This window comes from Paracoccus spongiarum (assembly GCF_030732095.1).
GTDB classification, from domain to species: Bacteria; Pseudomonadota; Alphaproteobacteria; order Rhodobacterales; family Rhodobacteraceae; genus Paracoccus; species Paracoccus spongiarum.
In genome coordinates this window covers 33,182-53,469 of the sequence record NZ_JAVAMQ010000005.1, presented here as the reverse complement: position 1 = coordinate 53,469, position 20,288 = coordinate 33,182, and the positions used below count along the sequence as shown (strand labels likewise).

The following is a 20,288-nucleotide window of genomic DNA, read 5'->3' as shown; positions in this document are numbered from 1 at the left end:
CGATCACCGGGCGGGGCAGGTGGATCACGGCGGGGGTGCCTTTCGTCTTGTGTCGCGGGGGCGACGGCGCCGCCCCCGCCGTCCCTCAGTAGTTCGACTGCACCTGCACGCAGCTTTGCGTCTCGGTGTTGAACATGCCGCAGGACTTGCCCGGCCAGTCGGCATCCAGCACCGCCGATTCCGGCAGGAAGTCGGTCCAGGCGTCGCCCGGAACCGGCTCGGTCTGGCTGACGATGTCGAACTGGCCGTCCTCGCGGATCTCGCCGATCAGCACCGGCTTGGTCAGGTGGTGGTTCGGCAGGACGGTCGCGGTGCCGCCGGTCAGGTTCGGCACCTCGACGCCCACGATGGCCTCGAGCACCGGATCGACCTCGGTGGTGCCGGCCTTCTCGACCGCCGCGACCCAGGCGTTGAAGCCGATCATCGTGGCTTCCATCGGGTCGTTGGTCACGCGCTTGTCGTCGCCGATGAACTCTTTCCAGCCGGCGATGAAGGCGTCGTTCTCGGGGCTTTCGGCGGTCTGGAAATAGTTCCAGGCGGCCAGGTGCCCGACGAGATTGGCGGTGTCGAGGCCGGCCAGTTCCTCTTCCCCGACCGAGAAGGCCATCACCGGAATGTCGTCGGCGCTGACGCCCGCGGCGGCCAGTTCCTTGTAGAAGCCGACATTGGCATCGCCGTTGATGGTCGAGACGACACCGACCTTCTTGCCGCCCGCGCCACGCGCGACCACGTCAGCCACGATCTTCGACCAGTCGGAATGGCCGAAGGGCGTGTAGTTCACGAAGATGTCCTCGGCCGCGACGCCCTTGTCCTTCAGATAGGCCTCGAGGATGTTGTTCGTGGTGCGCGGATACACATAGTCGGTGCCCAGCAGCGCCCAGCTTTCGACGCCCAGCTCCTCCATCATGTAGTCCACCGCCGGGATTGCCTGCTGGTTGGGCGCGGCGCCGGTGTAGATCACGTTCTTCGAGGATTCCTCGCCCTCGTACTGGACCGGATAGAACAGCAGGCCGTTCAGTTCCTCGAGCACCGGCAGCACGGATTTGCGGCTGACGCTGGTCCAGCAGCCGAAGATCGCGTCGACATCGCTGACGGTCAGCAATTCGCGCGCCTTCTCGGCGAACAGCGGCCAGTCCGAGGCCGGATCGACCACGACCGCCTCGATCGGCCGGCCCAGAAGCCCGCCCTTGGCGTTCTGCTGTTCGACCATCATCAGGACGGTGTCCTTCAGCGTGGTTTCCGAAATCGCCATGGTGCCCGACAGCGAATGGAGCACGCCGATCCTGATCGGCTCGCCCTCTTGCGCCCAGGCGGCATTGGCCAGCGTCAGCGCGCTGGTCAGCATCAGCAACTTGGTCAATCTGGTCATGGTCATCCTCTCGATCCGGCGTCTGGCGGCCGGTGTCCCTGTGGTCGTTCCGGTGAAGGTCGCGGCCTTCGCAGAAGCAGCAGAGGCGCAATCGCCGGCGTTGGACAGGATTCGGGCAGGTTTCGCGCCGCAGGTGCCACGGCTGGCGCGGGCGCGGGCAGGGAAGGCGCGGACTGCCCGCGCTTCGGGCAGTCTCAGGCCAGCCCGCCCTGGTGCAGGATGAAATCGACGATCTCGCCGACGCCGGCGCCGTGGCGAAGCTGGGCCATGACCACGGGGCGGGCACCGCGGGCCTGCCGCGCATCGAATTCCAGCAGGGCCGCATCGACGCCGACATGCGGGGCCAGATCGGTCTTGTTCACCACCAGCAGGTCGGACCGCGCCAGCCCCGGCCCGCGCTTGCGAGGGATATCCTGACCGGCGGCGGTGTCGATCACATAGATCGTCAGGTCCGCCAGTTCGGGCGAGAAGGTGGCGGCCAGATTGTCGCCCCCCGATTCGATCAGCACGAGGTCCAGATCGGGAAAGGCCGCGCCCAGATCGGCGATGGCGGCGAGGTTGATGCTGGCATCCTCGCGGATCGCGGTATGCGGGCAGCCGCCGGTCTCGACCCCGCGGATGCGTTCGGCCGGCAGCACCTGCGCCCGCATCAGCGCCTCGGCATCCTCGCGGGTGTAGATGTCGTTGGTGATCACCGCCATCGACAGGCGCGGCGCCAGCACGCGGGCAAGCTGTTCGGTCAGCGTGGTCTTGCCGGCGCCGACCGGGCCGCCGATGCCGACGCGCAGGGGGCCGTGGCGGGAAATGTCGTGGGTCATGAGCGGAAGATCCTGACGGGCATTGTTTCGTGGCGCATGGCGGCGATGTCGGCGCCCCAGGTCGCGCTGAAAAGATCGGCTTCGGTGGCTGTCGCGGCCTGTTTCGCGACGGCCAGGATCGCCGGCTGCAGGGCTGCCAGCATCGCCTGCCCCTCGACCGGACCCAGCGGCAGAAAGCGCACGGCGGCGCTGACGAGGCCCGCCGCCTGCGCCTGCAGGAAGGCCGCGACGATCTCGGGCGGCGGCAGAGGCATGGCCGCGCAGGCGCGTCCCACGGCCACCGGCAGCGCGGCGGCGGGCTGGGCCATGCCGGTCAGCGCCGCGACATTGGAGGCAAAGGCCGTGCCCTGTTCGACCGTCTCGGACAGCCGCTGCGACGAGAGGCAGGCAGCGCGGGCCAGATCGTCCAGCGCGGCATGATCGGCGCCGGGCCGCAGCGACAGCGCCAGCAGCACCGCATCGGTCCGGCCCGCGCCGTGGCCCAGCCAGTCGGTCAGCCAGTCGGCCAGCGTGGCCCGCGTCGCAAGCCCCTGATCCATCGCGCATTCCAGCCCCTGCGACCAGGCGAAGCCGCCCACCGGGAAGGCGGGCGACAGGTATTGCGCCAGCGCCAGCCGGGCGGTCTCAGGCGTGTTCGCGGGACTGGTCATGGCCATGAGGCTGCTGCGGCGCGGGCGCGTGGTCGTGCCCGAAGGTGCGGCCATGCCCATAGGCGCCACCCTCGGGGCGAAAGGGCAGCATCTTGCGGATCACCTGCGCGCCAAGCCTGACCAGCATCGCCTCGAGGACGTGGTCCTGGCGGATGATCAGCCGGTCGGCCTCGATCCGGCATGGGGTGTGGCGGTTGCCGATATGCCAGGCAAGCCGGGCCAGATGCCCGCGGATCTCCAGCACCGGTTCGGGCGCGGCGCGCACCGCGATGCGGCGGCCATCGGTCAGTTCGAACGCATCGCCATCCTCGAGGCTGGTCACCTCGGCCAGGTCGACGAGGAAATCGCCCGACCGGCAGGCCAGCCGCTTGCGCCGCAGCAGCCGGCCCTCGTAATCCAGCATCACCTCGTCGTCGAAGGGGCCGGGGGCATTGCGCCGAAGCGCGGTGGTATGGGGGATCATCGCGAACCTCTCATAACAGGAAATAGCGTTGCGCCATTGGCAGTTCGGTGGCCGGCTCGCAGGTCAGCAGCTGCCCGTCGGCGCGCACCTCGTAGCTTTCCGGATCGACCTCGATCGCCGGCATCGCGGCATTCAGCGCCATGTCGGCCTTGCCGATGCCGCGCGTTCCCTCGACCGCGATCAGCGTCTTGGCCAGCCCCTCGCCCGCGCCGGCCTCCAGCCCCGCGCGGCTGACAAGCAATGCCGAGGCGCGGCGGTTGTGGCCCCACATCGGCCGCGAGAAGATCGGCTGCACCGGGATCGAGCCGTTGGGATCGCCCATCTGCGCCACGCTGATCTGGCCGCCGACCAGCACCATCTCGGGCTTGACCCCGAAGAAGGCGGGCGACCACAGCACCAGATCGGCGCGCTTTCCCGGCGCGATGCTGCCGATATGTGCGGACACGCCATGCGCGATGGCCGGGTTGATGGTGTATTTCGCGATGTATCGCCGGGCGCGCAGATTGTCGTTCTGGCCCCGTTCCTCGGGCAGGGGGCCGCGCTGGCGGCGCATCTTCGAGGCGGTCTGCCAGGTGCGGATGATGACCTCTCCGATGCGGCCCATCGCCTGGCTGTCGGACGAGATCACGCTGAACGCGCCCAGATCGTGCAGGATATCCTCGGCGGCGATGGTCTCGCGGCGGATGCGGCTTTCGGCGAAGGCCACGTCCTCGGGCACCCGGCGGTCGAGATGGTGGCAGACCATCAGCATGTCCAGATGTTCCTCGACCGTATTGGTCGTATAGGGCCGCGTCGGGTTGGTGGACGAGGGCAGCACGTTCGCCATGCCGACCATGCGGATGATGTCCGGCGCATGGCCGCCGCCGGCGCCCTCGGTGTGATAGGCGTGGATGGTGCGGCCGGCGATGGCCGCCATCGTGTCCTCGACAAAGCCCGATTCGTTCAGCGTGTCGGTATGGATCATCACCTGCACGTCCATCGCGTCCGCCACGGACAGGCAGGTGTCGATGGCCGCCGGCGTGGTGCCCCAGTCCTCGTGCAGCTTCAGCGCGCAGGCGCCGGCACGGACCTGTTCCTCCAGCGGGGCCGCGACAGAGGCGTTGCCCTTGCCGGCGATGCCGATGTTGACCGGCAGGTCGGCGCAGGCTTCCAGCATCCGGGCGATGTGCCACGGCCCCGGCGTGCAGGTGGTGGCCAGCGTGCCATGCGCGGGGCCGGTGCCGCCGCCCAGAAGGGTGGTGACGCCGGAATGCAGCGCGTGGTCGACCTGTTGCGGGCAGATATAGTGGATGTGGCAATCAAAGCCGCCCGGCGTCAGGATCCGGCCCTCGCCGGCGATGATCTCGGTCCCCGGCCCGATGATCAGGGTCACGCCGGGCTGGGTGTCGGGATTGCCGGCCTTGCCGATCCCGGCGATGCGGCCGTCGCGCAACCCGACATCGGCCTTGGTGATGCCCTGATGGTCGAAGACCACGACGCCGGTGATGACCGTGTCCATCGCGCCGTCCGCGCGGGTTACCTGCGACTGGCCCATGCCGTCGCGGACGACCTTGCCGCCGCCAAACTTGACCTCTTCGCCGGGGATCGTCAGGTCGCCCTCGACCTCGATCACCAGGTCGGTGTCGGCCAGGCGGATGCGGTCGCCGGTCGTCGGGCCATAGAGCGCCGCGTAATCGGCGCGCGACAGCGTGGTCACAGCGCACCCCCGATCCGGTTGCGGAAGCCGTGCACGATGCGCCCGCCGGCATAGGGGATCAGCCCGACCTCGCGCGACTGGCCCGGCTCGAAGCGGACGGCGGTGCCGGCGGGGATCGACAGCCGCATGCCGCGCGCGGCCTCGCGGTCGAAGCGCAGGGCCGGGTTCGTCTCGGCGAAGTGGTAATGGCTGCCGACCTGGATCGGGCGGTCGCCGGTGTTTGCGACCAACAGCGTCAGGGTGGCGCGGCCCTCGTTCAGCACGATATCGCCCGCGGCAGGAAGGATTTCACCCGGAACCATCGCCTCAGCCTCCGATCGCCAGCGCCAGACCGGCCAAGGCGGCGCCGCCGCCGATCCCGCGCAGGACCACGTTGGCCAGAAGCGCCCGCCCGGCGCCGATCCCGGCCAGATGCAGCGCGGCCGTCATCGTCAGGAAGCCGGCCGCATAGGAGGCGATGCCGCTGGCCGGTGCTTCGGCGCCATGGGCCCAGCCATGCGCCGCGCCGAAAGCCGCGGCGCCCGCCAGCAGCACCGGCAGGGGCGGCCGCGCGGCCATCGCCACCAGCGCGCCGAGGATCACGACCGAGGCGAGGATCATCGGCTCGACCGTGGCAAGGGCCGCGCCGCCAAGGCCCGCCAGCCCGCCCGCCAGCATCCCGCCGAGGAAGGCCAGCGGCAGCGTCCAGGTCGCCCGGCCGCCGATCTGCGCCGCCAGCAGGCCCAGTGCGACCATGGCCAGGAGGTGATCGGCACCGCCCAGCGGGTGCGCCAGCCCGGCGGTGAACTGGCCCTGGCCGTGGCCGGGATGGGCCAGCGCGACACCGGGCGCCAGCAGCGCCGCCGCAGCGGAAAGGAACAGCCGTTTCATGTCAGACCTCGTGACGGATCGGGTGGTGGACGGTCACCAGCTTGGTGCCGTCGGGAAAGGTCGCCTCGACCTGGACGGATTCGATCATGTCGGGCACGCCCTCCATGCATTGTGCGGCGGTGATCACATGCGCGCCGGCCTGCATCAGGTCGGCGACGCTGCGGCCGTCGCGGGCGCCCTCGACCACGAAATCGGTGATCAGGGCGATGGCTTCGGGGTGGTTCAGCCTGACGCCGCGCGCCAGCCGGCCACGCGCCACCATCGCGGCGACCGAAACCAGAAGCTTTTCGCGTTCGCGGGGGGAAAGGTTCATTTCAGACCTGCCAGATGCGGGGAAGGGGTTCGGGGCGCAGCACGCGCAGCAGCCGTGTGACCTGGCGGCGCAGCGCCCAGTCGCCCGTGGCCAGCAGCCGCAGGACCAGCCGGCCGGGCGGCGCGCTGGCGGCGGCGGTCACGCCGGGCTCGTCCAGAACCGCGCGGGCCGGCGCCAGAAGGTCGGGCGCGTGGCCGGCAACCAGCGCGATGCTGGCCATGGCCCGCGCGCCGCCCAGCAGCGCGGGACGGTCGGCGCCGGCCAGCACGGCATCGTCCAGCGACAGCGCATCGTGATGGATCACCCGCCCCTCGCGGCGCAGGACGCGCCGGTCGCGCAGCAGCAGCCGCGCCGGGCTTTCGCCCATCGCCAGCCGGCCCAGCACGATCATGTCCAGCAACAGGCAGCCGGCGCCGCGGTCCAGATCGACCTCGGTCAGCCGCGACAGGCGGGCGCCCTCGAACAGGATGGTCTCCTGCGGCAGCCAGTCCAGCCAGCCCCCGGCCCCCACGCGCAGCCGGACGCCGGCTTCCGCCGCCTCGCCATCGGCGCGGTAGGCGCGCTCGGCCGTCTGGGTGGTGGCGAGGGCGCGGGTGCCCGGCCGCAGGTCAAGCCCGTAGGCCAGCCGATCGCCCGAGGCCAGCCCGCCCGAGGTGTTCAGGAAGGCGATCTCGGGCAGTCCCGCGGTCACCCGCGGCAGCATCGCCCTGGCCGAGCCCGACTGCGCCAGATCAACGAGCCCGCGCGGCCCCATCACGACCTGTGCGCGGCCGTGGCTGCGCTGCATCGGAGGGGCTGGGGCGCGTGCATCGAACATGGCCGCATGGGGGCTGCCTGCCCGGCGCAAGGTCAATGCGCGATGCCGGCCTCGCTGCCCGCAGGGTGGGCAGTCAGGCGACGACTGACGCAATTCTGGGCATGAAGGTCAGATACCGGGCAGTTTGCAGAGATGCGGCGGGCGGCCTGCCGGAGACACGGTCAGCCCGCCGCGGCCCGCATCAGCCTGCGCCGCGCCGCGGGAATGGCCCGGATCTCGACCCCGGTAAAGACATGCATGGTCCGCAGCGCCGGATCGACCACCGCGTGATCGCTGACCCAGCCGCCCATCGCCAGATAGCTGCGCAGCAGCGGCGGCATGGCCGCCATCGCGCGCTTTGGATCGGGCTTGCGCAGCCGCAGCGCGCGGGCGAAGCGGAACACCCGCGGCGCCTTGACGCGCGGCCACCAGCGGCGCGGGGCGAGGTGGCGTTCCTTCAGCATCGCGAAGGCCTCGGCATGGTCCTCGGGCTCGGTCCCGATGAAGCTCGAGCAGCCGAACAGCATCTCGATGCCGGCGGCGTCGACATAGCGGGTCATCGCGGCCCATGCGGTGCGGATGATGTCGGGGTCGCGATGGTCGGGATGGATGCAGAACCGGCCCATCTCGACCATCGGGCCGTCGAACCGCTCGAGCGCGGCGAGATTGTAGAACTGCGCCGAATAGCTGCGCGCGATCTCGGCCCCGCCCGACAGCCGCAGGAAGCGGAAGGTGCAGACCAGATGGCCGCTGGCCGCGTCCTCGACCAGCATGTGCTGGCAGGTGTCGTCCAGCGCGTCGCGGTCGATCTGCTGGCCGTCATCGGCGGCGCCGTTGCCCGCCATGAAGCACAGCCAGCGCAGCCGCTGCGCCGCGCGGATGTCGGCGGGCGTATCGGCCAGCCTTGCCTGGTATCTGCCGCGTCGGAATGGCTGCATGTCGGCGCTGTCCCTGATGTCACGGGCCGGATCCTAGCGCAGTCTTGTGTCGGTTCGACGAAAGCGCAAGCGCCAAGCGCGGCGCCGCACGCATGCTGCGCTGGTCCTTGCCGGGGCGGGGCAAGCCTGCTAACCGGGCGCGGATTTCGGACCCGGCGGGCGCGACCCGTCCCAGCACAGACAAGGTGACACATGGCCCTCGAACGCACGCTTTCCATCATCAAGCCCGACGCGACCCGCCGCAACCTGACCGGCAAGATCAATGCCAAGTTCGAGGACGCCGGGCTGCGCATCATCGCGCAGAAGCGCATCCACCTGTCGCCCGCCCAGGCCGGCAAGTTCTACGAGGTCCACAAGGATCGCCCCTTCTATGGCGAGCTGGTCGAGTTCATGGCCTCCGAGCCGGTCGTCGTGCAGGTGCTGGAAGGCGAGAACGCGATCCAGAAGAACCGCGACGTGATGGGCGCGACCAACCCGGCCAATGCGGATGCCGGCACCATCCGCAAGGACTTCGCGCTGTCGGTCGGCGAGAACTCGGTCCACGGCTCGGACGCGCCGGAAACCGCCGCCGAAGAGATCGCCTTCTTCTTCTCGGGCCTCGAACTGGTCGGCTGAGCCGGCCTCGTCGCGACCGAGAAAGGGGGCCCGCGGCCCCCTTTTTCGGTTGCTGCCCCACAAGCGGCTTGTTCCGGCGGCCGCCGCCCTGCTAGGGGAAGCATGGGCAACGGGGCAGGGCTTCGCAGATGTGGCGGTTCATCAAGCGGTTGGCGGCCGTGCTGGCGGTGGTGCTGGCGCTGTTCGCGGGCTATCTGGCCTATCTGCAGCTGTCGGGCAATTTCCACGCCGTTGTCCCCGGCGAGGTCTATCGCGCCGCCCAGATGGACGGGCAGCGCCTGGCCCGCTGGAAACGCGAGTACGGGATCGCCAGCATCCTGAACCTGCGCGGCGAAAACCCGGGCCAGGACTGGTACGAGGCCGAGCGCGGCGTCGCCGAGCGGCTGGGGATCGTGCATGTGGATTTCGCCATGTCCGCCGCGCAAGAGCTGGATTTCGACCAGGTCCAGCGGCTGTTGCAGATCATGCGCGACGCGCCCAAGCCGATGCTGATCCATTGCCAGGGCGGCGCGGATCGCACCGGGCTTGCCGCGGCGCTGTATGTGGCGGGGATCGCGCAGGGTGGCGAGGACGCGTCGGAATGGCAGCTTTCGCCGCTGTTCGGCCATATCGGCATGCCGCTTCTCAGCAAGGCGTGGCCGATGGACATCACCTGGGAGCGCATGGAGCCCTGGCTGGGCTTTCCCGACAGCTGAGCCCAGGCCTGCCGTGCGAGTTGCGGCAGGCGCGCCGCCACGCTATGCCCTGAGGACATGGCAGGCAATCAGGGGGCAGCGATGCGGGCATTCGTCTTTCCGGGGCAGGGGGCACAGGTCATCGGCATGGGCCGCGAGCTGGCCGATGCCTATCCGGCCGCGCGCGACGTGTTCGACCAAGTGGACGAGGCGTTGGGCGAACGCCTGTCCGCGCTGATCTGGGAGGGCGACATCGAGACGCTGACGCTGACCCAGAATGCGCAGCCCGCCCTGATGGCGACCTCGATGGCGGCGTTCCGCGCGCTGGAGGCCGAGGGCATCAACATCCAGGATGCGAATTATGTCGCCGGGCATTCGCTTGGCGAATATTCGGCGCTCTGCGCGGCGGGCGCGCTGACGCTGGAGGACACGGCGCGGCTGCTGCGGCTGCGCGGCCAGGCCATGCAGGAGGCGGTGCCCGTCGGCCAGGGCGCGATGGCCGCGATCCTCGGCCTCGATTTCGAGGCGGTGGACCGGATCGCCCGCGAGACGGGCGGCGACGAGGTGGTGCAGGCCGCCAATGACAACGACCCCTCGCAGGTGGTCATCTCGGGACATCGCGGCGCGGTCGAGCGTGCGGCCGAGGCGATGAAGGCGGCCGGCGCCAAGCGGGCGATGATGCTGCCCGTGTCGGCGCCGTTCCATTCCGTGCTGATGCAGCCGGCGGCCGCGGTGATGGCCGAGGCTCTGGCGGGCGTGGACATCCAGCCGCCCGCGGTGCCGCTGATCGCCAATGTCCGCGCCGAGGCGGTGATCGAGCCGGGGGCGATCCGCCGGCTGCTGGTCGAGCAAGTGACGGGCACCGTCCGCTGGCGCGAGTCGGTGGCGAATCTGGTCGCCGCGGGCGTGACCGAGTTCTGGGAGATCGGGGCCGGCAAGGCACTGTCCGGGATGATCCGGCGCGTCGCCAGGGAGGCCAATGTCCGCAATATCGGCGCGCCGGCGGATATCGCGGCGCTGAAGGGCTGAGGGCGGCCGGGGGCGCTTCGCCCCCCGGACCCCCAGAGGATATTTTTGCACAGAAGACAGGGACGGGCATGTTCGATCTGACGGGAAGAAACGCCTTGGTGACGGGCGCATCGGGCGGCATCGGCGGGGCCGTGGCCGAGGCGCTGCATGCGGCGGGCGCCAGCGTGGCGCTGTCGGGGACGCGCGAGGCGCCGCTGCGCGACCTGGCCGAGCGGCTGGGGTCGCGGGCGCATGTGGTACCGGCGAACCTGTCGGATGCCGAGGCGGTCGCGGCGCTGCCCAAGGCTGCGGCCGAGGCGATGGGGTCGGTCGACATCCTGGTGAACAATGCCGGCATCACCCGCGACAACCTGTTCATGCGCATGTCGGACGAGGAATGGGCACAGGTCCTGGAGGTCAACCTGACCAGCGTCTTCCGGCTGTCGCGCGCGGTGCTGCGCGGCATGATGAAGGCCCGCTGGGGCCGCATCGTGACGATCACCTCGGTGGTGGGCACCACCGGCAACCCGGGGCAGGGCAATTATGCCGCCGCCAAGGCCGGGCTGGTCGGCATGTCCAAATCGCTGGCCTCGGAAGTGGCCAGCCGCGGCATCACCGTGAACTGCGTGGCGCCGGGGTTCATCGCCACCGCGATGACCGACAAGCTGAACGACGAGCAGAAGGCGCGCATCCTGACGCAGATCCCCGCGGGCGCGATGGGAAGCCCCGCCGACATCGCGGCGGCGGTCAGCTATCTGGCCAGTCGCGAGGCGGGCTATGTCACTGGCGCCACGCTGCATGTGAATGGCGGCATGGCGATGGTCTGAGGCGCGATGCCGGCGCTGCGGCGCGGCGCGATGCCGTGCCTAAAACTGGTTGCATGAGTGTTGATGGGTGCTATATCCCCTGCCCTTGGCAGCAGGGGAACCGCCCTGTGCTGAACCGGGTCGTGGCCCGTGCAAAATCTGGGCGGATGCCCGCGAGAATGAGGATGTGACATGAGCGATATCGCTGATCGCGTGAAGAAGATCGTGGTCGAGCATCTGGGCGTCGACGAGGACAAGGTGGTCGAATCCGCTTCGTTCATCGACGATCTGGGTGCCGACAGCCTCGACACCGTCGAGCTGGTGATGGCCTTCGAGGAAGAGTTCGGGATCGAGATTCCCGACGATGCCGCCGAGACCATCCAGACCGTCGGCGACGCGGTGACCTTCATCAAGGGCGCGGTCTGATCCGACCTCGTTCTGCCGGCTGACGGCCTTGACGGCGGCTGCCCCGTGGCGGACGCCGTTTTTTCATGCCCGGCCCCCGCGCAGGCCGCGGGAACCCCGCGCAGGGGCCATGTGTTGGGAGGCGAATGCCACAGCATGGAAGGATCACGACATGGCCGTGAAGGTGAAGGGGCTCAGCGACAATGCCCGCAAGACCGCGATTTCGGAACTGAACGCCCGGCTGGCGGACGGGCTGGCGCTTGGCATGGCGATCAAGCAGGCGCATTGGAACGTCAAGGGCGTGAACTTCATCGCCGTGCACGAGCTGTTTGACACCGTCCACGCCAATCTTCAGGGTCATCTGGACGTGATGGCCGAGCGTGTGCAGATCCTTGACGGCGTGGCCATCGGCACGGCCGAGGCGGTGGCCGAGGCTAGCACCCTGAAACCCTATCCGACAGATCTGACCAAGGCCGCCGACCATATCAAGGCAGTCTGCGAGCGGATGCGCGATCACGGCGAGAAGCTGCGCGCCGCGATCGACGCCACCGACGAGGCGGGCGACGCCAACACGGCCGACATCTTCACCGCCGCGTCGCGCACCGCCGACAAGGACCTGTGGTTCATGGAGAGCCACCTGGAGTAGCCGGGCGTCCGCGCCGGGTGCCGCCGCGGGGCGCGATCCTTCGGGGGTCGCGCCCGGTGTTCTTCAGCGGCCCAGCTTGGCGTGAACCTCGTCGAGGTCGATCTTGCCGGTGGGCAGCTTGTTGTCGGGGTCGTCGAAATCATAGCGGAACAGCTGGAAATCATCCTTGTAGATGTCCCAGATCAGGTGCCGCGAGAGATCGTCGAAATAGGCGCTGACCTTGTGGGCGCGCCTCGGGCCGTGGCCCTCGGACTCGTTGAAGCGCGGCACCTCGGCCAGGTCGACGGCGACGGGCGTGCGGCTGGCGGACAGGACGTCCTGCATGCCCTCGTTGAAGGTCTCGGTGAAGAAGATGCGGTCATATCGGCCGCCATTGGCGATGAAGGTGGCGATGTGGCCGGACATCGCGGACCAGTGGATGTCGGGTTCCATCGGGCGGCGAAAGCGGATCGTGTCGCGGGCGAACAGCAGGAACCGGCGGAAGCTGGCGATCTGGTCGAAGTCGAAGCCGTTCTCGGGGCTGCCCACCTCGATGCCATAGCGTTGCGCCAGCTGTGGCACGAGGTTTCCGCGATAGCGCCGGCCGTTGCGCTGGATCCCGGCGATCTTGTCGAAGAAGGACGACAGGATGCGCGCATAGGGGTTGCGGACGCAGGTGAAGGTCAGCGCCTCGCGCGCCCTGACCGCGCGTTCGATGGCGGGCTGGCTTTCATCCTGCGACCATTTGTGCAGCCCGGCGCGGGAGTCGTGGATGTCGCCGTCGTAGAACGCCCCGTGGTCGGAATAGAACATGATCTGCCCGATGGTCGAGCAGGCGCATTTCGGCACCACCCGATAGATCATGCTTTCGCTTTTGGTCATCCAGACCCCGGGGAAGGCCATCTGTCGAAACTCCGTTCCGCGGCGCCGGCGGGGCCGGGCGGTGCGGAGGATCCGCTGACCGCTTGCCCGCGCGCTGAAAATGCTTACAGACAAAAGCAAAAGCCGCACGGAAGATCAATGTCTTCCGTCCCATCATTCGGAAACGGCACGGGTTTTCTTCCGCCATGGCGCGCATCGCGTTCATCCTTCTGACCCACAAGGACCCGCAGGGGGTGATCGATCAGGCGCGGCGCCTGACCGCCGCGGGCGATTTCGTGGCGATCCACCACGACCGCAATGCCCCGCGCGAGGATTACCGGCGCATCCGCGAGGCCCTGGCCGATCATCCCCGCGTGTGTTTCGCGCCGCGCCGCATCCGCTGCGGCTGGGGCGAATGGTCGCTGGTCGGGGCGACGCTGACGACCCTGCGCGAGGCCGAGGCGCGGTTCAGCCAGGCGACGCATTTCTACCTGCTGTCGGGCGACTGCATGCCGGTGAAGTCGGCGGAATATGCGCGGCGCTTCCTCGACAGCGAGGAATGCGACCACATCGAATGCGTCGATTTCCTGAATGGCGGCTGGATCAAGACCGGCATCACCGAGGAACGTCTGATCTATCGCCACTGGTTCAACGAGCGCCGCCAGAAGGCGCTGTTCTATGCCAGCATGGCGGTGCAGAAGCGGCTTGGCCTGCAGCGCAGCGTTCCCGAGGGCCTGCAGGTGATGATCGGCTCGCAATGGTGGTGCCTGCGCCGCCGGACGGTCGAGGCGGTGCTGGAACTGATCGCGACCGTGCCGGCCATCCCGCGCTTCTTCCGCACGACCTGGATCCCCGACGAGACCTTCTTCCAGACCCTTGTCGCGCATCTGGTGCCGCGCACCCAGATCCGGTCACGGTCGCTGACCTTCCTGATGTTCACCGATTACGGCATGCCGGTCACGTTCTACAACGACCACTACGACCTTCTTCTGCGGCAGGACAGCCTGTTCGCGCGCAAGATCAGCGCCGAGGCGCAGCAGTTGCGGGCAGGGCTGGGCGCGCTGTGGCAGTCCGAGGGGCAGGAGTTTCCGATCTCGGCCGAGGGCCCCCGGTTGATCCGCTTCCTGACCGGTCGGGGACGGGTCGGCCGGCGATTCGCGCCGCGCGCCTGGGAAACCGACGGCAGCCTGGGGCGGTCGCATGTGGTGCATCTGATCGTCGCCAAGAAATGGCATGTCGCCAAGCGGCTCACCGCGCGGATCCGGGCGCTGACCGCGATTCCGGCCGTCGACTACGTCTTCGACGAGGCGGATGCGGCGTTGCCCGACATGGGCGGCGTGGCCTCGACCGTGGCCAAGCGCGCGCGGCACCGCCGTGCGCTGGTCAAGCTGCTGTTCGAACAGCTTGACGCGACCCAGCTGGTGCTGTGCCTCGACCCCTCGGGGCTGAACCTCATCAGCGATTTCGCGGCCGACCGGGCCGAGGCGCGCATCCTGTTCATCGACACACCCTTCGACGACGACTATCTGCGCGGCCACATGGGCCGGATCGGGCTGGCCAACGACAGCACACCGGCCGACGTGCTTGACCGGCTGCTGCCGGTGGTTCGCGGCGATCTGGAACACGAGGTCGAACGGCTGCGCGACATGGGCTTTTCCCGCTTCGAGACCTGCGCCGCCGCGCAGGGGATCGAGCGCAATGCCGCCGCGCTGGCGCGGTTTCTGGATGTCTCGCCGGAAATCGCGCAGGATCTGGCCGCCACCCCGAACCTGTTCGACGACTGACAAAGGACGATGCCGATGGCCTTCGACTATGACGACAGCAACATCTTTGCGCGCATCCTGCGCGGCGAGATCCCGAACGACACCGTGGCCGAGAACGACCACGCCCTCGCGTTTCGCGACATCGCCCCGAAGACGCCCAGCCATGTGCTGGTGATCCCGAAGGGGCGCTATGTCAGCCTTGACGATTTCGCCGCCAATGCCTCGGCCGAAGAAATCGCCGGCTTCATGCGCCTGTGCGCCGAGGTCTGCGCCCGCGAGGGCATCGGCCTCGAGGCCGGGCAGGGGTTTCGCGCGATCAGCAATGCCGGCCCGCATGGCGTCCAGGAGGTGCCGCATTTCCATCTGCACATCATGGGTGGCCGGCCGATGGGGCCGATGGTCAGCCTGCGCGACTGAGCCGCCTCAGCCGCGCGTCATGGTGACGAACACCTCCTCGAGGTCGGGCTGTTCGCTGGCGACGTCGAGGATCGGCACGCCCGCGCCGCGCAGCGCGTCCAGCAACTGGTCGGCGCGGATCAGCGAGGGGGGATAGCTGATCGCAAGCTGCCCGTCCGGCCGCCATTCGGGATGCGCGCCCGCCGGCAGGGACGGCAGCGCGACCCGCCCGCCCGCATCGATCACCAGCGTCTTGCCGTCGGCACGCGCCAGCAGCTCGCGGGTGCCTTCCTGCACGACCAGCTGGCCGTGATTGATGATGGCGATCTCGTCGCACATCTGTTCGGCTTCCTCGAGGTAGTGGGTGGTGAGGATGATCGTCATGCCGTCGTCGTTCAGGCGGCGGACATTCTGCCACAGCATCTCGCGCAGGGTTATGTCGACCCCGGCTGTGGGCTCGTCCAGCACCAGGATCTGCGGGCGGTGGACCAGCGCCTTGGCCAGCAGCAGCCGTCGCCGCATCCCGCCCGACAGGTTCCGCGCATAGGCATTGGCCTGGTCGGTCAGCCCGACCAGCGCAAGCAATTCGTCGGTCCAGCGTTCGGATTTCGGTACGCCGTAGAGACCGGCCTGCACCTCGAGGCTGGCGCGGGGGCTGAAATAGGGGTCCATGTTCAGTTCCTGCGGCATCACCCCGATGGCGGCGCGGGACTGGCGCGGGTTCACGTCCTGGTCGAAGCCCCAGATCGTGACCTTGCCGGCGGTCTTGTTGACCAGACCGGCGAGGGTGTTGATCAGGGTCGACTTGCCCGCGCCGTTCGGCCCCAGCAGGCCGAAGATGCTGCCTGCCGGGATCGCGAGGTCGATGCCCTTCAGCGCCTCCTTGGCGGGCACGCGGCCCTGCGCGGCATAGGTCTTGCGCAGGCCGAGGATTTCGAGGGCATTCGACATGGGGCGGGTCCGTGCAAGGCTTGCGAAGGCGGGCGGCGCTGCGCTAATGGGGTTAGACCAGATGACGCACGCCGCCACAAGAAGGCCCGCCATGTCCGAACACGTCACGCCCGAGAATCCGCTGTCCACCGGCCAGGAGCCCGCGGCGCTGCGCATGCCGGCGCCGGCCGAGGCGATCGTCACCCGCTGGCGGGTCGCCTGCGACGGCGACGACGCGGCCGGGCTTGGCCATCCGCGGGTCTGGCTGGCGATCTCGCCCGAGACCGGGTTTGTCGATTGCGGCTATTGCGACAAGCGCTTCGTGATCGACCGCGACCACGCCGGCGACGATCACTGAGCCGCCGCCGCGCCGGTTCCGTCCCGGCCCGGCGCAGCCTTGACGACCCCCATCGAGGGGGATCGCCAAGGCTCGGACGGCGCCGCCGCCCGTAGCCCGCCACGGCGTGCAGCGCCCCTTTGCGCCCGCCGCGGCTTTCTGCCAGAACGGTCCGCAGATCGCGAAAGGACCGCTGCCATGACCTCGGACGCGCCCGTATTCGGCAAGGGCTGCCACCTGCATCTGATCGACGGTTCGGCCTTCATCTTCCGCGCCTATCACGCCCTGCCGCCGCTGACGCGCAAGTCCGACGGGTTGCCCGTCGGCGCGGTCGCGGGCTTTTGCAACATGCTGTGGAAATACGTCACGGACGAGCATGGCAGCGACGCGCCCACCCATGCGGCGGTGATCTTCGACCATTCGGCCAAGACCTTTCGCAACGAGATCTACGACCTCTACAAGGCCAACCGCCCCGAGCTGCCCGAGGATCTGCGCCCGCAATTCCCGCTGACCCGGCACGCCACCCGCGCCTTCAACATCGCCTGCATCGAGATCGAGGGATACGAGGCCGACGACATCATCGCCACGCTGGCCTGCCAGGCGCGCAAGGCGGGCGGGTCGGCCACCATCATCAGCAGCGACAAGGACCTGATGCAACTCGTCGGCGACGGGGTCGACATGCTGGACCCGATCAAGGCCAGGCTGATCGGTCCCGACGAGGTGCGCGAGAAATTCGGTGTCGGTCCCGACCGCGTCGTGGACGTGCAGGCGCTGGCCGGCGATTCGGTCGACAACGTGCCGGGTGCGCCGGGCATCGGCATCAAGACCGCCGCGCAGCTGATCGAGGAATATGGCGATCTTGAAACGCTGCTGGCACGTGCAGACGAGATCAAGCAGCCCAAGCGCCGCCAGACCCTGATCGACCATGCCGAGCAGATCCGCGTCAGCAAGCGTCTGGTGCAACTGGATTGCGACACGCCGCTGGATTTCACGCTGGAAAGCCTTGAGGTCCGCGACCCCGAGCCCGAGGCGCTGCTGGGCTTTCTGGCCGAGATGGAGTTTCGGACCCTGACCGCGCGCGTGGCCGAGCGGCTGGGCGCCGAGGCGCCGGCGGTCGAGGCCGCGCCGCCCTCGCACGCGCCCGCGGCACCCGATCTGCCGGGCATCGACGCGGCAGGCTACGAACGGGTCTCGGACATGGCCGCGCTGACGGCGTGGATCACCGCGATCCGCGAGGCCGGCCATGTCGCCATCGACACCGAGACCACCGGGCTTGACGAGATGCAGGCCGGGATCGTCGGCATCTCGCTGTCGGTCCGGCCCGGCGCTGCCTGCTATGTCCCGGTGGGCCATGTCGCGGGCAGCGGTGACCTGTTCGGCTCCAGCGCGCTGGTCGAGGGGCAATTGCCACTGGATGAGGTTCTGGCCGCGCTGAAACCCGTGCTCGAGGACCCGGCGATCCTGAAGATCGGCCAGAACCTGAAATACGACTGGAAGATCCTGGCCCGACACGGCATCCGCATGGCGCCCCTCGCCGACACGATGCTGATGTCCTATGCGCTGAATGCCGGCACCCACAACCACGGCATGGACGAGCTGGCCGAACGCTATCTTGGCCATAAGTGCATCCCCATCAAGGAGTTGATCGGGTCGGGCAAGGCGCAGATCGGCTTTGCCCAGGTCGCCATCGACAAGGCCGTGCCCTATGCCGCCGAGGATGCCGAGGTGACCCTGCGGCTGTGGCAGCATTTCGCGCCGATGCTGCCGGCCGAGAAGGTCACGACCGTCTACGAGACGCTGGAGCGCCCGCTGGTGCCGGTGCTGGCCGAGATGGAGATGGCCGGCATCCGCGTCGATGGCGACACGCTGAAGCGGATGTCGAACGCCTTCGCCCAGAAGATGGCGCAGCTTGAGGACGAGATTCACGGCCTTGCGGGCGAAAAATTCAACGTCGGCAGCCCCAAGCAACTGGGCGAGATCCTGTTCGACAAGATGGGGCTTGCGGGCGGCAAGACCGGCAAGACCGGGGCCTATTCGACCAGCGCCGACGTGCTGGAGGATCTGGCGGTCGAACATGACCTTGCCGCGCGGGTGCTGGACTGGCGGCAGGTCAGCAAGCTGAAATCGACCTATACCGACGCGCTGCAGGGCCACGTGAACCCCGATACGGGGCGCGTTCATACCAGCTATTCCATCGCCGGAGCGCAGACCGGGCGGCTGGCCTCGACCGATCCGAACCTGCAGAACATCCCCGTCCGCAGCGAGGATGGCCGCCGCATCCGCGAGGCCTTCGTGGCGGCACCCGGCTACCGGCTGGTCAGCCTCGACTACAGCCAGATCGAGTTGAGGATTCTTGCGCATGTGGCCGACATCCCGGCGCTGAAGCAGGCCTTCAGGGACGGCATCGACATCCATGCGATGACCGCCAGCCAGATGTTCGGGGTGCCGGTCGAGGGCATGGACCCGATGATCCGCCGGCAGGCCAAGGCGATCAATTTCGGGGTGATCTACGGCATCTCGGGCTTTGGGCTGTCACGCAACCTGCGCATACCGCGGGCCGAGGCGCAGGCCTTCATCGACACCTATTTCGAACGATTCCCGGAAATCCGTGCCTATATGGACGCCACCGTGGCGGGGGCCAAGGAAGACGGCGCGGTGCGCACCCTGTTCGGGCGGCGCATCAACACGCCCGGCATCAACCAGTCCGGCCCGGCGGCCGGCGGGGCCCGGCGCGCGGCGATCAACGCCCCGATCCAGGGTGCCGCCGCCGACATCATCCGCCGGGCCATGATCCGGATGCCCGCCGCCATCGCGCATTTGCCGGCGCGGATGCTGTTGCAGGTCCATGACGAACTGGTCTTCGAGGTCGAGGAGGGCGCGGTGGAGGACCTGATCGCCGCCGCCCGGCGGGTGATGGAGGCAGCCGCGGAACCCGCCGTCAGGCTGTCGGTGCCGCTGGTCGTCGATGCAGGCAGCGGCGCGAACTGGGCCGAGGCGCATTGATGGGCCACGACCACCACGGCCCGTCGCATCGCGGCCCTTCGCATCACGGGCATCACCATTCCGTGCCGGGCGGCGACGGCGCGATCGGCTGGGCCGTCGCGATCAACCTGGCGCTGACCGCCGCGCAGATCGGTGGCGGGCTGATCGCTGATTCGACCGCGCTGATCGCGGACGGCATCCACAACCTGTCGGACGCGATGGCGCTGGTTCTTGCCTTCGGCGCGCGGCGGCTGGCGCGCAGGGCCGCCAGCCCGGATTTCAGCTATGGCTGGGGCCGGGCCGAGATCGTCGCGGCCTTCGTCAACTATCTGGCGCTGATCGCGGTGTCGCTGTGGCTGGCCATCGAGGCGATCGGCCGTCTTGCCGATCTGCCGCAGGTGGCGGGCGAGCTGGTCATGGCGCTGGCCGGGCTGGCGCTGGTGATCGATCTGGCCACCGCGGCGCTGGTCTGGCGGCTGTCGCGGTCCAGCGTCAACATTCGCGCCGCCTTCCTGCACAACCTGGCCGATGCGGGCGTTTCGGTCGCGGTCATCTGCGGGGGCGCGCTGATCTGGGCCTTTGGCTGGAACCTCGCCGACCCGGTCCTGACGCTGGCGATTTCCGCGGTGATCGTGACGCATGTCGTGGCCGAGCTGGGCCCGGTCCTGCGAATGCTGATGCTGGCTGCGCCACGCGACAGCGATCCCGCCGCCGTGGTGGCGAGCCTGCGCGGGCTGCAGGGAGTGGCCGACGTTCATCACCTGCATCTATGGCAGATCGACGAACACCGGCTTGCCGCCTCGCTGCATCTGGTGATCGCGGATGGCGACTTTGCCGAGATCACGCGCCGCGCGAAGGACCGCCTGCGCGAGGATTTCGGCATCGCCCATGCCACAATCGAGGTCGAGCCCCCGGACGCCTGTGCCGACCGGGCCGGCGTCTGATCGCGGCCCGACCCCGCACCGCGTCCCGC

General features: G+C 68.9%; 23 protein-coding genes. 11 read left to right on the top strand and 12 right to left on the bottom strand.

Going from position 1 to position 20,288, the window contains the following annotated elements:
* Positions 1–85: 85 nt before the first annotated feature.
* The 10 genes from urtA to Q5Y72_RS07110 all read right to left on the bottom strand — a co-directional run bounded on the left by urtA (position 86) and on the right by Q5Y72_RS07110 (position 7,913).
* On the bottom strand, positions 86–1,369 hold the full coding sequence (gene urtA, locus Q5Y72_RS07155; RefSeq protein WP_305962718.1) for an urea ABC transporter substrate-binding protein: 1,284 nt from the start codon (positions 1,367–1,369) through the stop codon (positions 86–88).
* A 194-nt stretch (positions 1,370–1,563) separates the two neighbouring features.
* Positions 1,564–2,187 carry an urease accessory protein UreG gene (gene ureG / locus Q5Y72_RS07150; protein ID WP_305962717.1) on the bottom strand — a complete coding sequence of 208 codons (624 nt, stop codon included), beginning with the start codon at positions 2,185–2,187 and terminating at the stop codon, positions 1,564–1,566.
* Positions 2,184–2,837: an urease accessory protein UreF gene (locus tag Q5Y72_RS07145; protein ID WP_305962716.1), complete on the bottom strand. Its 654-nt coding sequence runs from the start codon at positions 2,835–2,837 to the stop codon at positions 2,184–2,186. Before Q5Y72_RS07145 ends, ureG begins: the two co-directional genes overlap by 4 nt.
* Positions 2,812–3,300, bottom strand: coding sequence for an urease accessory protein UreE (locus Q5Y72_RS07140; RefSeq protein ID WP_305962715.1), 489 nt, complete (start codon positions 3,298–3,300; stop codon positions 2,812–2,814). The genes Q5Y72_RS07145 and Q5Y72_RS07140 overlap by 26 nt, the downstream gene beginning before the upstream one ends.
* 10 nt (positions 3,301–3,310) lie before the next feature.
* Positions 3,311–4,996, bottom strand: a complete 1,686-nt coding sequence (gene ureC, locus Q5Y72_RS07135; RefSeq protein ID WP_305962714.1) for an urease subunit alpha — start codon at positions 4,994–4,996, stop codon at positions 3,311–3,313.
* On the bottom strand, positions 4,993–5,298 hold the full coding sequence (locus Q5Y72_RS07130; RefSeq protein ID WP_305962713.1) for an urease subunit beta: 306 nt from the start codon (positions 5,296–5,298) through the stop codon (positions 4,993–4,995). Before Q5Y72_RS07130 ends, ureC begins: the two co-directional genes overlap by 4 nt.
* Positions 5,299–5,302: 4 nt before the next feature.
* Complete coding sequence (locus tag Q5Y72_RS07125; RefSeq protein ID WP_305962712.1) at positions 5,303–5,866, bottom strand: HupE/UreJ family protein; 564 nt, start codon at positions 5,864–5,866, stop codon at positions 5,303–5,305.
* A gap of 1 nt (position 5,867) precedes the next feature.
* Complete coding sequence (locus Q5Y72_RS07120) at positions 5,868–6,179, bottom strand: urease subunit gamma (protein WP_305962711.1); 312 nt, start codon at positions 6,177–6,179, stop codon at positions 5,868–5,870.
* A 1-nt stretch (position 6,180) separates the two neighbouring features.
* On the bottom strand, positions 6,181–6,996 hold the full coding sequence (locus Q5Y72_RS07115; protein WP_305962710.1) for an urease accessory protein UreD: 816 nt from the start codon (positions 6,994–6,996) through the stop codon (positions 6,181–6,183).
* A 161-nt stretch (positions 6,997–7,157) separates the two neighbouring features.
* A complete protein-coding gene (locus Q5Y72_RS07110; RefSeq protein ID WP_305962709.1) occupies positions 7,158–7,913 on the bottom strand; it encodes a GNAT family N-acetyltransferase in 756 nt (251 codons plus the stop codon).
* A gap of 192 nt (positions 7,914–8,105) precedes the next feature.
* On the opposite strand from Q5Y72_RS07110, the gene ndk reads away from it, so the two are divergent.
* From ndk to dps, 6 genes are all read left to right on the top strand, one after another.
* Complete coding sequence (ndk, locus tag Q5Y72_RS07105; RefSeq protein ID WP_305962708.1) at positions 8,106–8,528, top strand: nucleoside-diphosphate kinase; 423 nt, start codon at positions 8,106–8,108, stop codon at positions 8,526–8,528.
* A 128-nt stretch (positions 8,529–8,656) separates the two neighbouring features.
* Positions 8,657–9,223 (top strand): fused DSP-PTPase phosphatase/NAD kinase-like protein, encoded by a 567-nt coding sequence (locus Q5Y72_RS07100; protein ID WP_305962707.1) that lies wholly within the window; start codon positions 8,657–8,659, stop codon positions 9,221–9,223.
* 81 nt (positions 9,224–9,304) lie between these two features.
* A complete protein-coding gene (fabD, locus tag Q5Y72_RS07095) occupies positions 9,305–10,231 on the top strand; it encodes an ACP S-malonyltransferase (RefSeq protein ID WP_305962706.1) in 927 nt (308 codons plus the stop codon).
* Between the two features lie 68 nt (positions 10,232–10,299).
* Positions 10,300–11,037 carry a 3-oxoacyl-ACP reductase FabG gene (gene fabG, locus Q5Y72_RS07090; RefSeq protein WP_305962705.1) on the top strand — a complete coding sequence of 246 codons (738 nt, stop codon included), beginning with the start codon at positions 10,300–10,302 and terminating at the stop codon, positions 11,035–11,037.
* A 171-nt stretch (positions 11,038–11,208) separates the two neighbouring features.
* Positions 11,209–11,442, top strand: coding sequence for an acyl carrier protein (locus Q5Y72_RS07085; protein ID WP_042251881.1), 234 nt, complete (start codon positions 11,209–11,211; stop codon positions 11,440–11,442).
* A gap of 151 nt (positions 11,443–11,593) precedes the next feature.
* Complete coding sequence (dps, locus tag Q5Y72_RS07080; RefSeq protein WP_305962704.1) at positions 11,594–12,067, top strand: DNA starvation/stationary phase protection protein Dps; 474 nt, start codon at positions 11,594–11,596, stop codon at positions 12,065–12,067.
* A gap of 63 nt (positions 12,068–12,130) precedes the next feature.
* Here dps and Q5Y72_RS07075 read toward each other — a convergent pair whose 3' ends face one another.
* Complete coding sequence (locus Q5Y72_RS07075) at positions 12,131–12,949, bottom strand: sulfotransferase family protein (RefSeq protein ID WP_305962703.1); 819 nt, start codon at positions 12,947–12,949, stop codon at positions 12,131–12,133.
* A 164-nt stretch (positions 12,950–13,113) separates the two neighbouring features.
* Between Q5Y72_RS07075 and Q5Y72_RS07070 the strand changes: the two genes are divergently transcribed.
* Together Q5Y72_RS07070 and Q5Y72_RS07065 are read left to right on the top strand one after the other, a co-directional pair.
* On the top strand, positions 13,114–14,691 hold the full coding sequence (locus Q5Y72_RS07070) for a DUF5928 domain-containing protein (protein WP_305962702.1): 1,578 nt from the start codon (positions 13,114–13,116) through the stop codon (positions 14,689–14,691).
* Between the two features lie 15 nt (positions 14,692–14,706).
* Positions 14,707–15,087: an HIT domain-containing protein gene (locus Q5Y72_RS07065; protein WP_305962701.1), complete on the top strand. Its 381-nt coding sequence runs from the start codon at positions 14,707–14,709 to the stop codon at positions 15,085–15,087.
* Between the two features lie 6 nt (positions 15,088–15,093).
* Here the strand turns inward: Q5Y72_RS07065 and Q5Y72_RS07060 are convergent, their stop codons facing one another.
* Positions 15,094–16,017 (bottom strand): ABC transporter ATP-binding protein, encoded by a 924-nt coding sequence (locus Q5Y72_RS07060; RefSeq protein ID WP_305962700.1) that lies wholly within the window; start codon positions 16,015–16,017, stop codon positions 15,094–15,096.
* 154 nt (positions 16,018–16,171) lie between these two features.
* Between Q5Y72_RS07060 and Q5Y72_RS07055 the strand changes: the two genes are divergently transcribed.
* From Q5Y72_RS07055 to Q5Y72_RS07045, 3 genes are all read left to right on the top strand, one after another.
* Entirely contained in the window at positions 16,172–16,354 is a 183-nt protein-coding gene (locus Q5Y72_RS07055; RefSeq protein ID WP_371930797.1) for a zinc-finger domain-containing protein, read from the top strand.
* A 177-nt stretch (positions 16,355–16,531) separates the two neighbouring features.
* Positions 16,532–19,336: a DNA polymerase I gene (polA, locus tag Q5Y72_RS07050; RefSeq protein WP_305962699.1), complete on the top strand. Its 2,805-nt coding sequence runs from the start codon at positions 16,532–16,534 to the stop codon at positions 19,334–19,336.
* Positions 19,336–20,259 (top strand): cation diffusion facilitator family transporter, encoded by a 924-nt coding sequence (locus Q5Y72_RS07045; RefSeq protein ID WP_305962698.1) that lies wholly within the window; start codon positions 19,336–19,338, stop codon positions 20,257–20,259. The genes polA and Q5Y72_RS07045 overlap by 1 nt, the downstream gene beginning before the upstream one ends.
* Positions 20,260–20,288 lie beyond the last annotated feature (29 nt).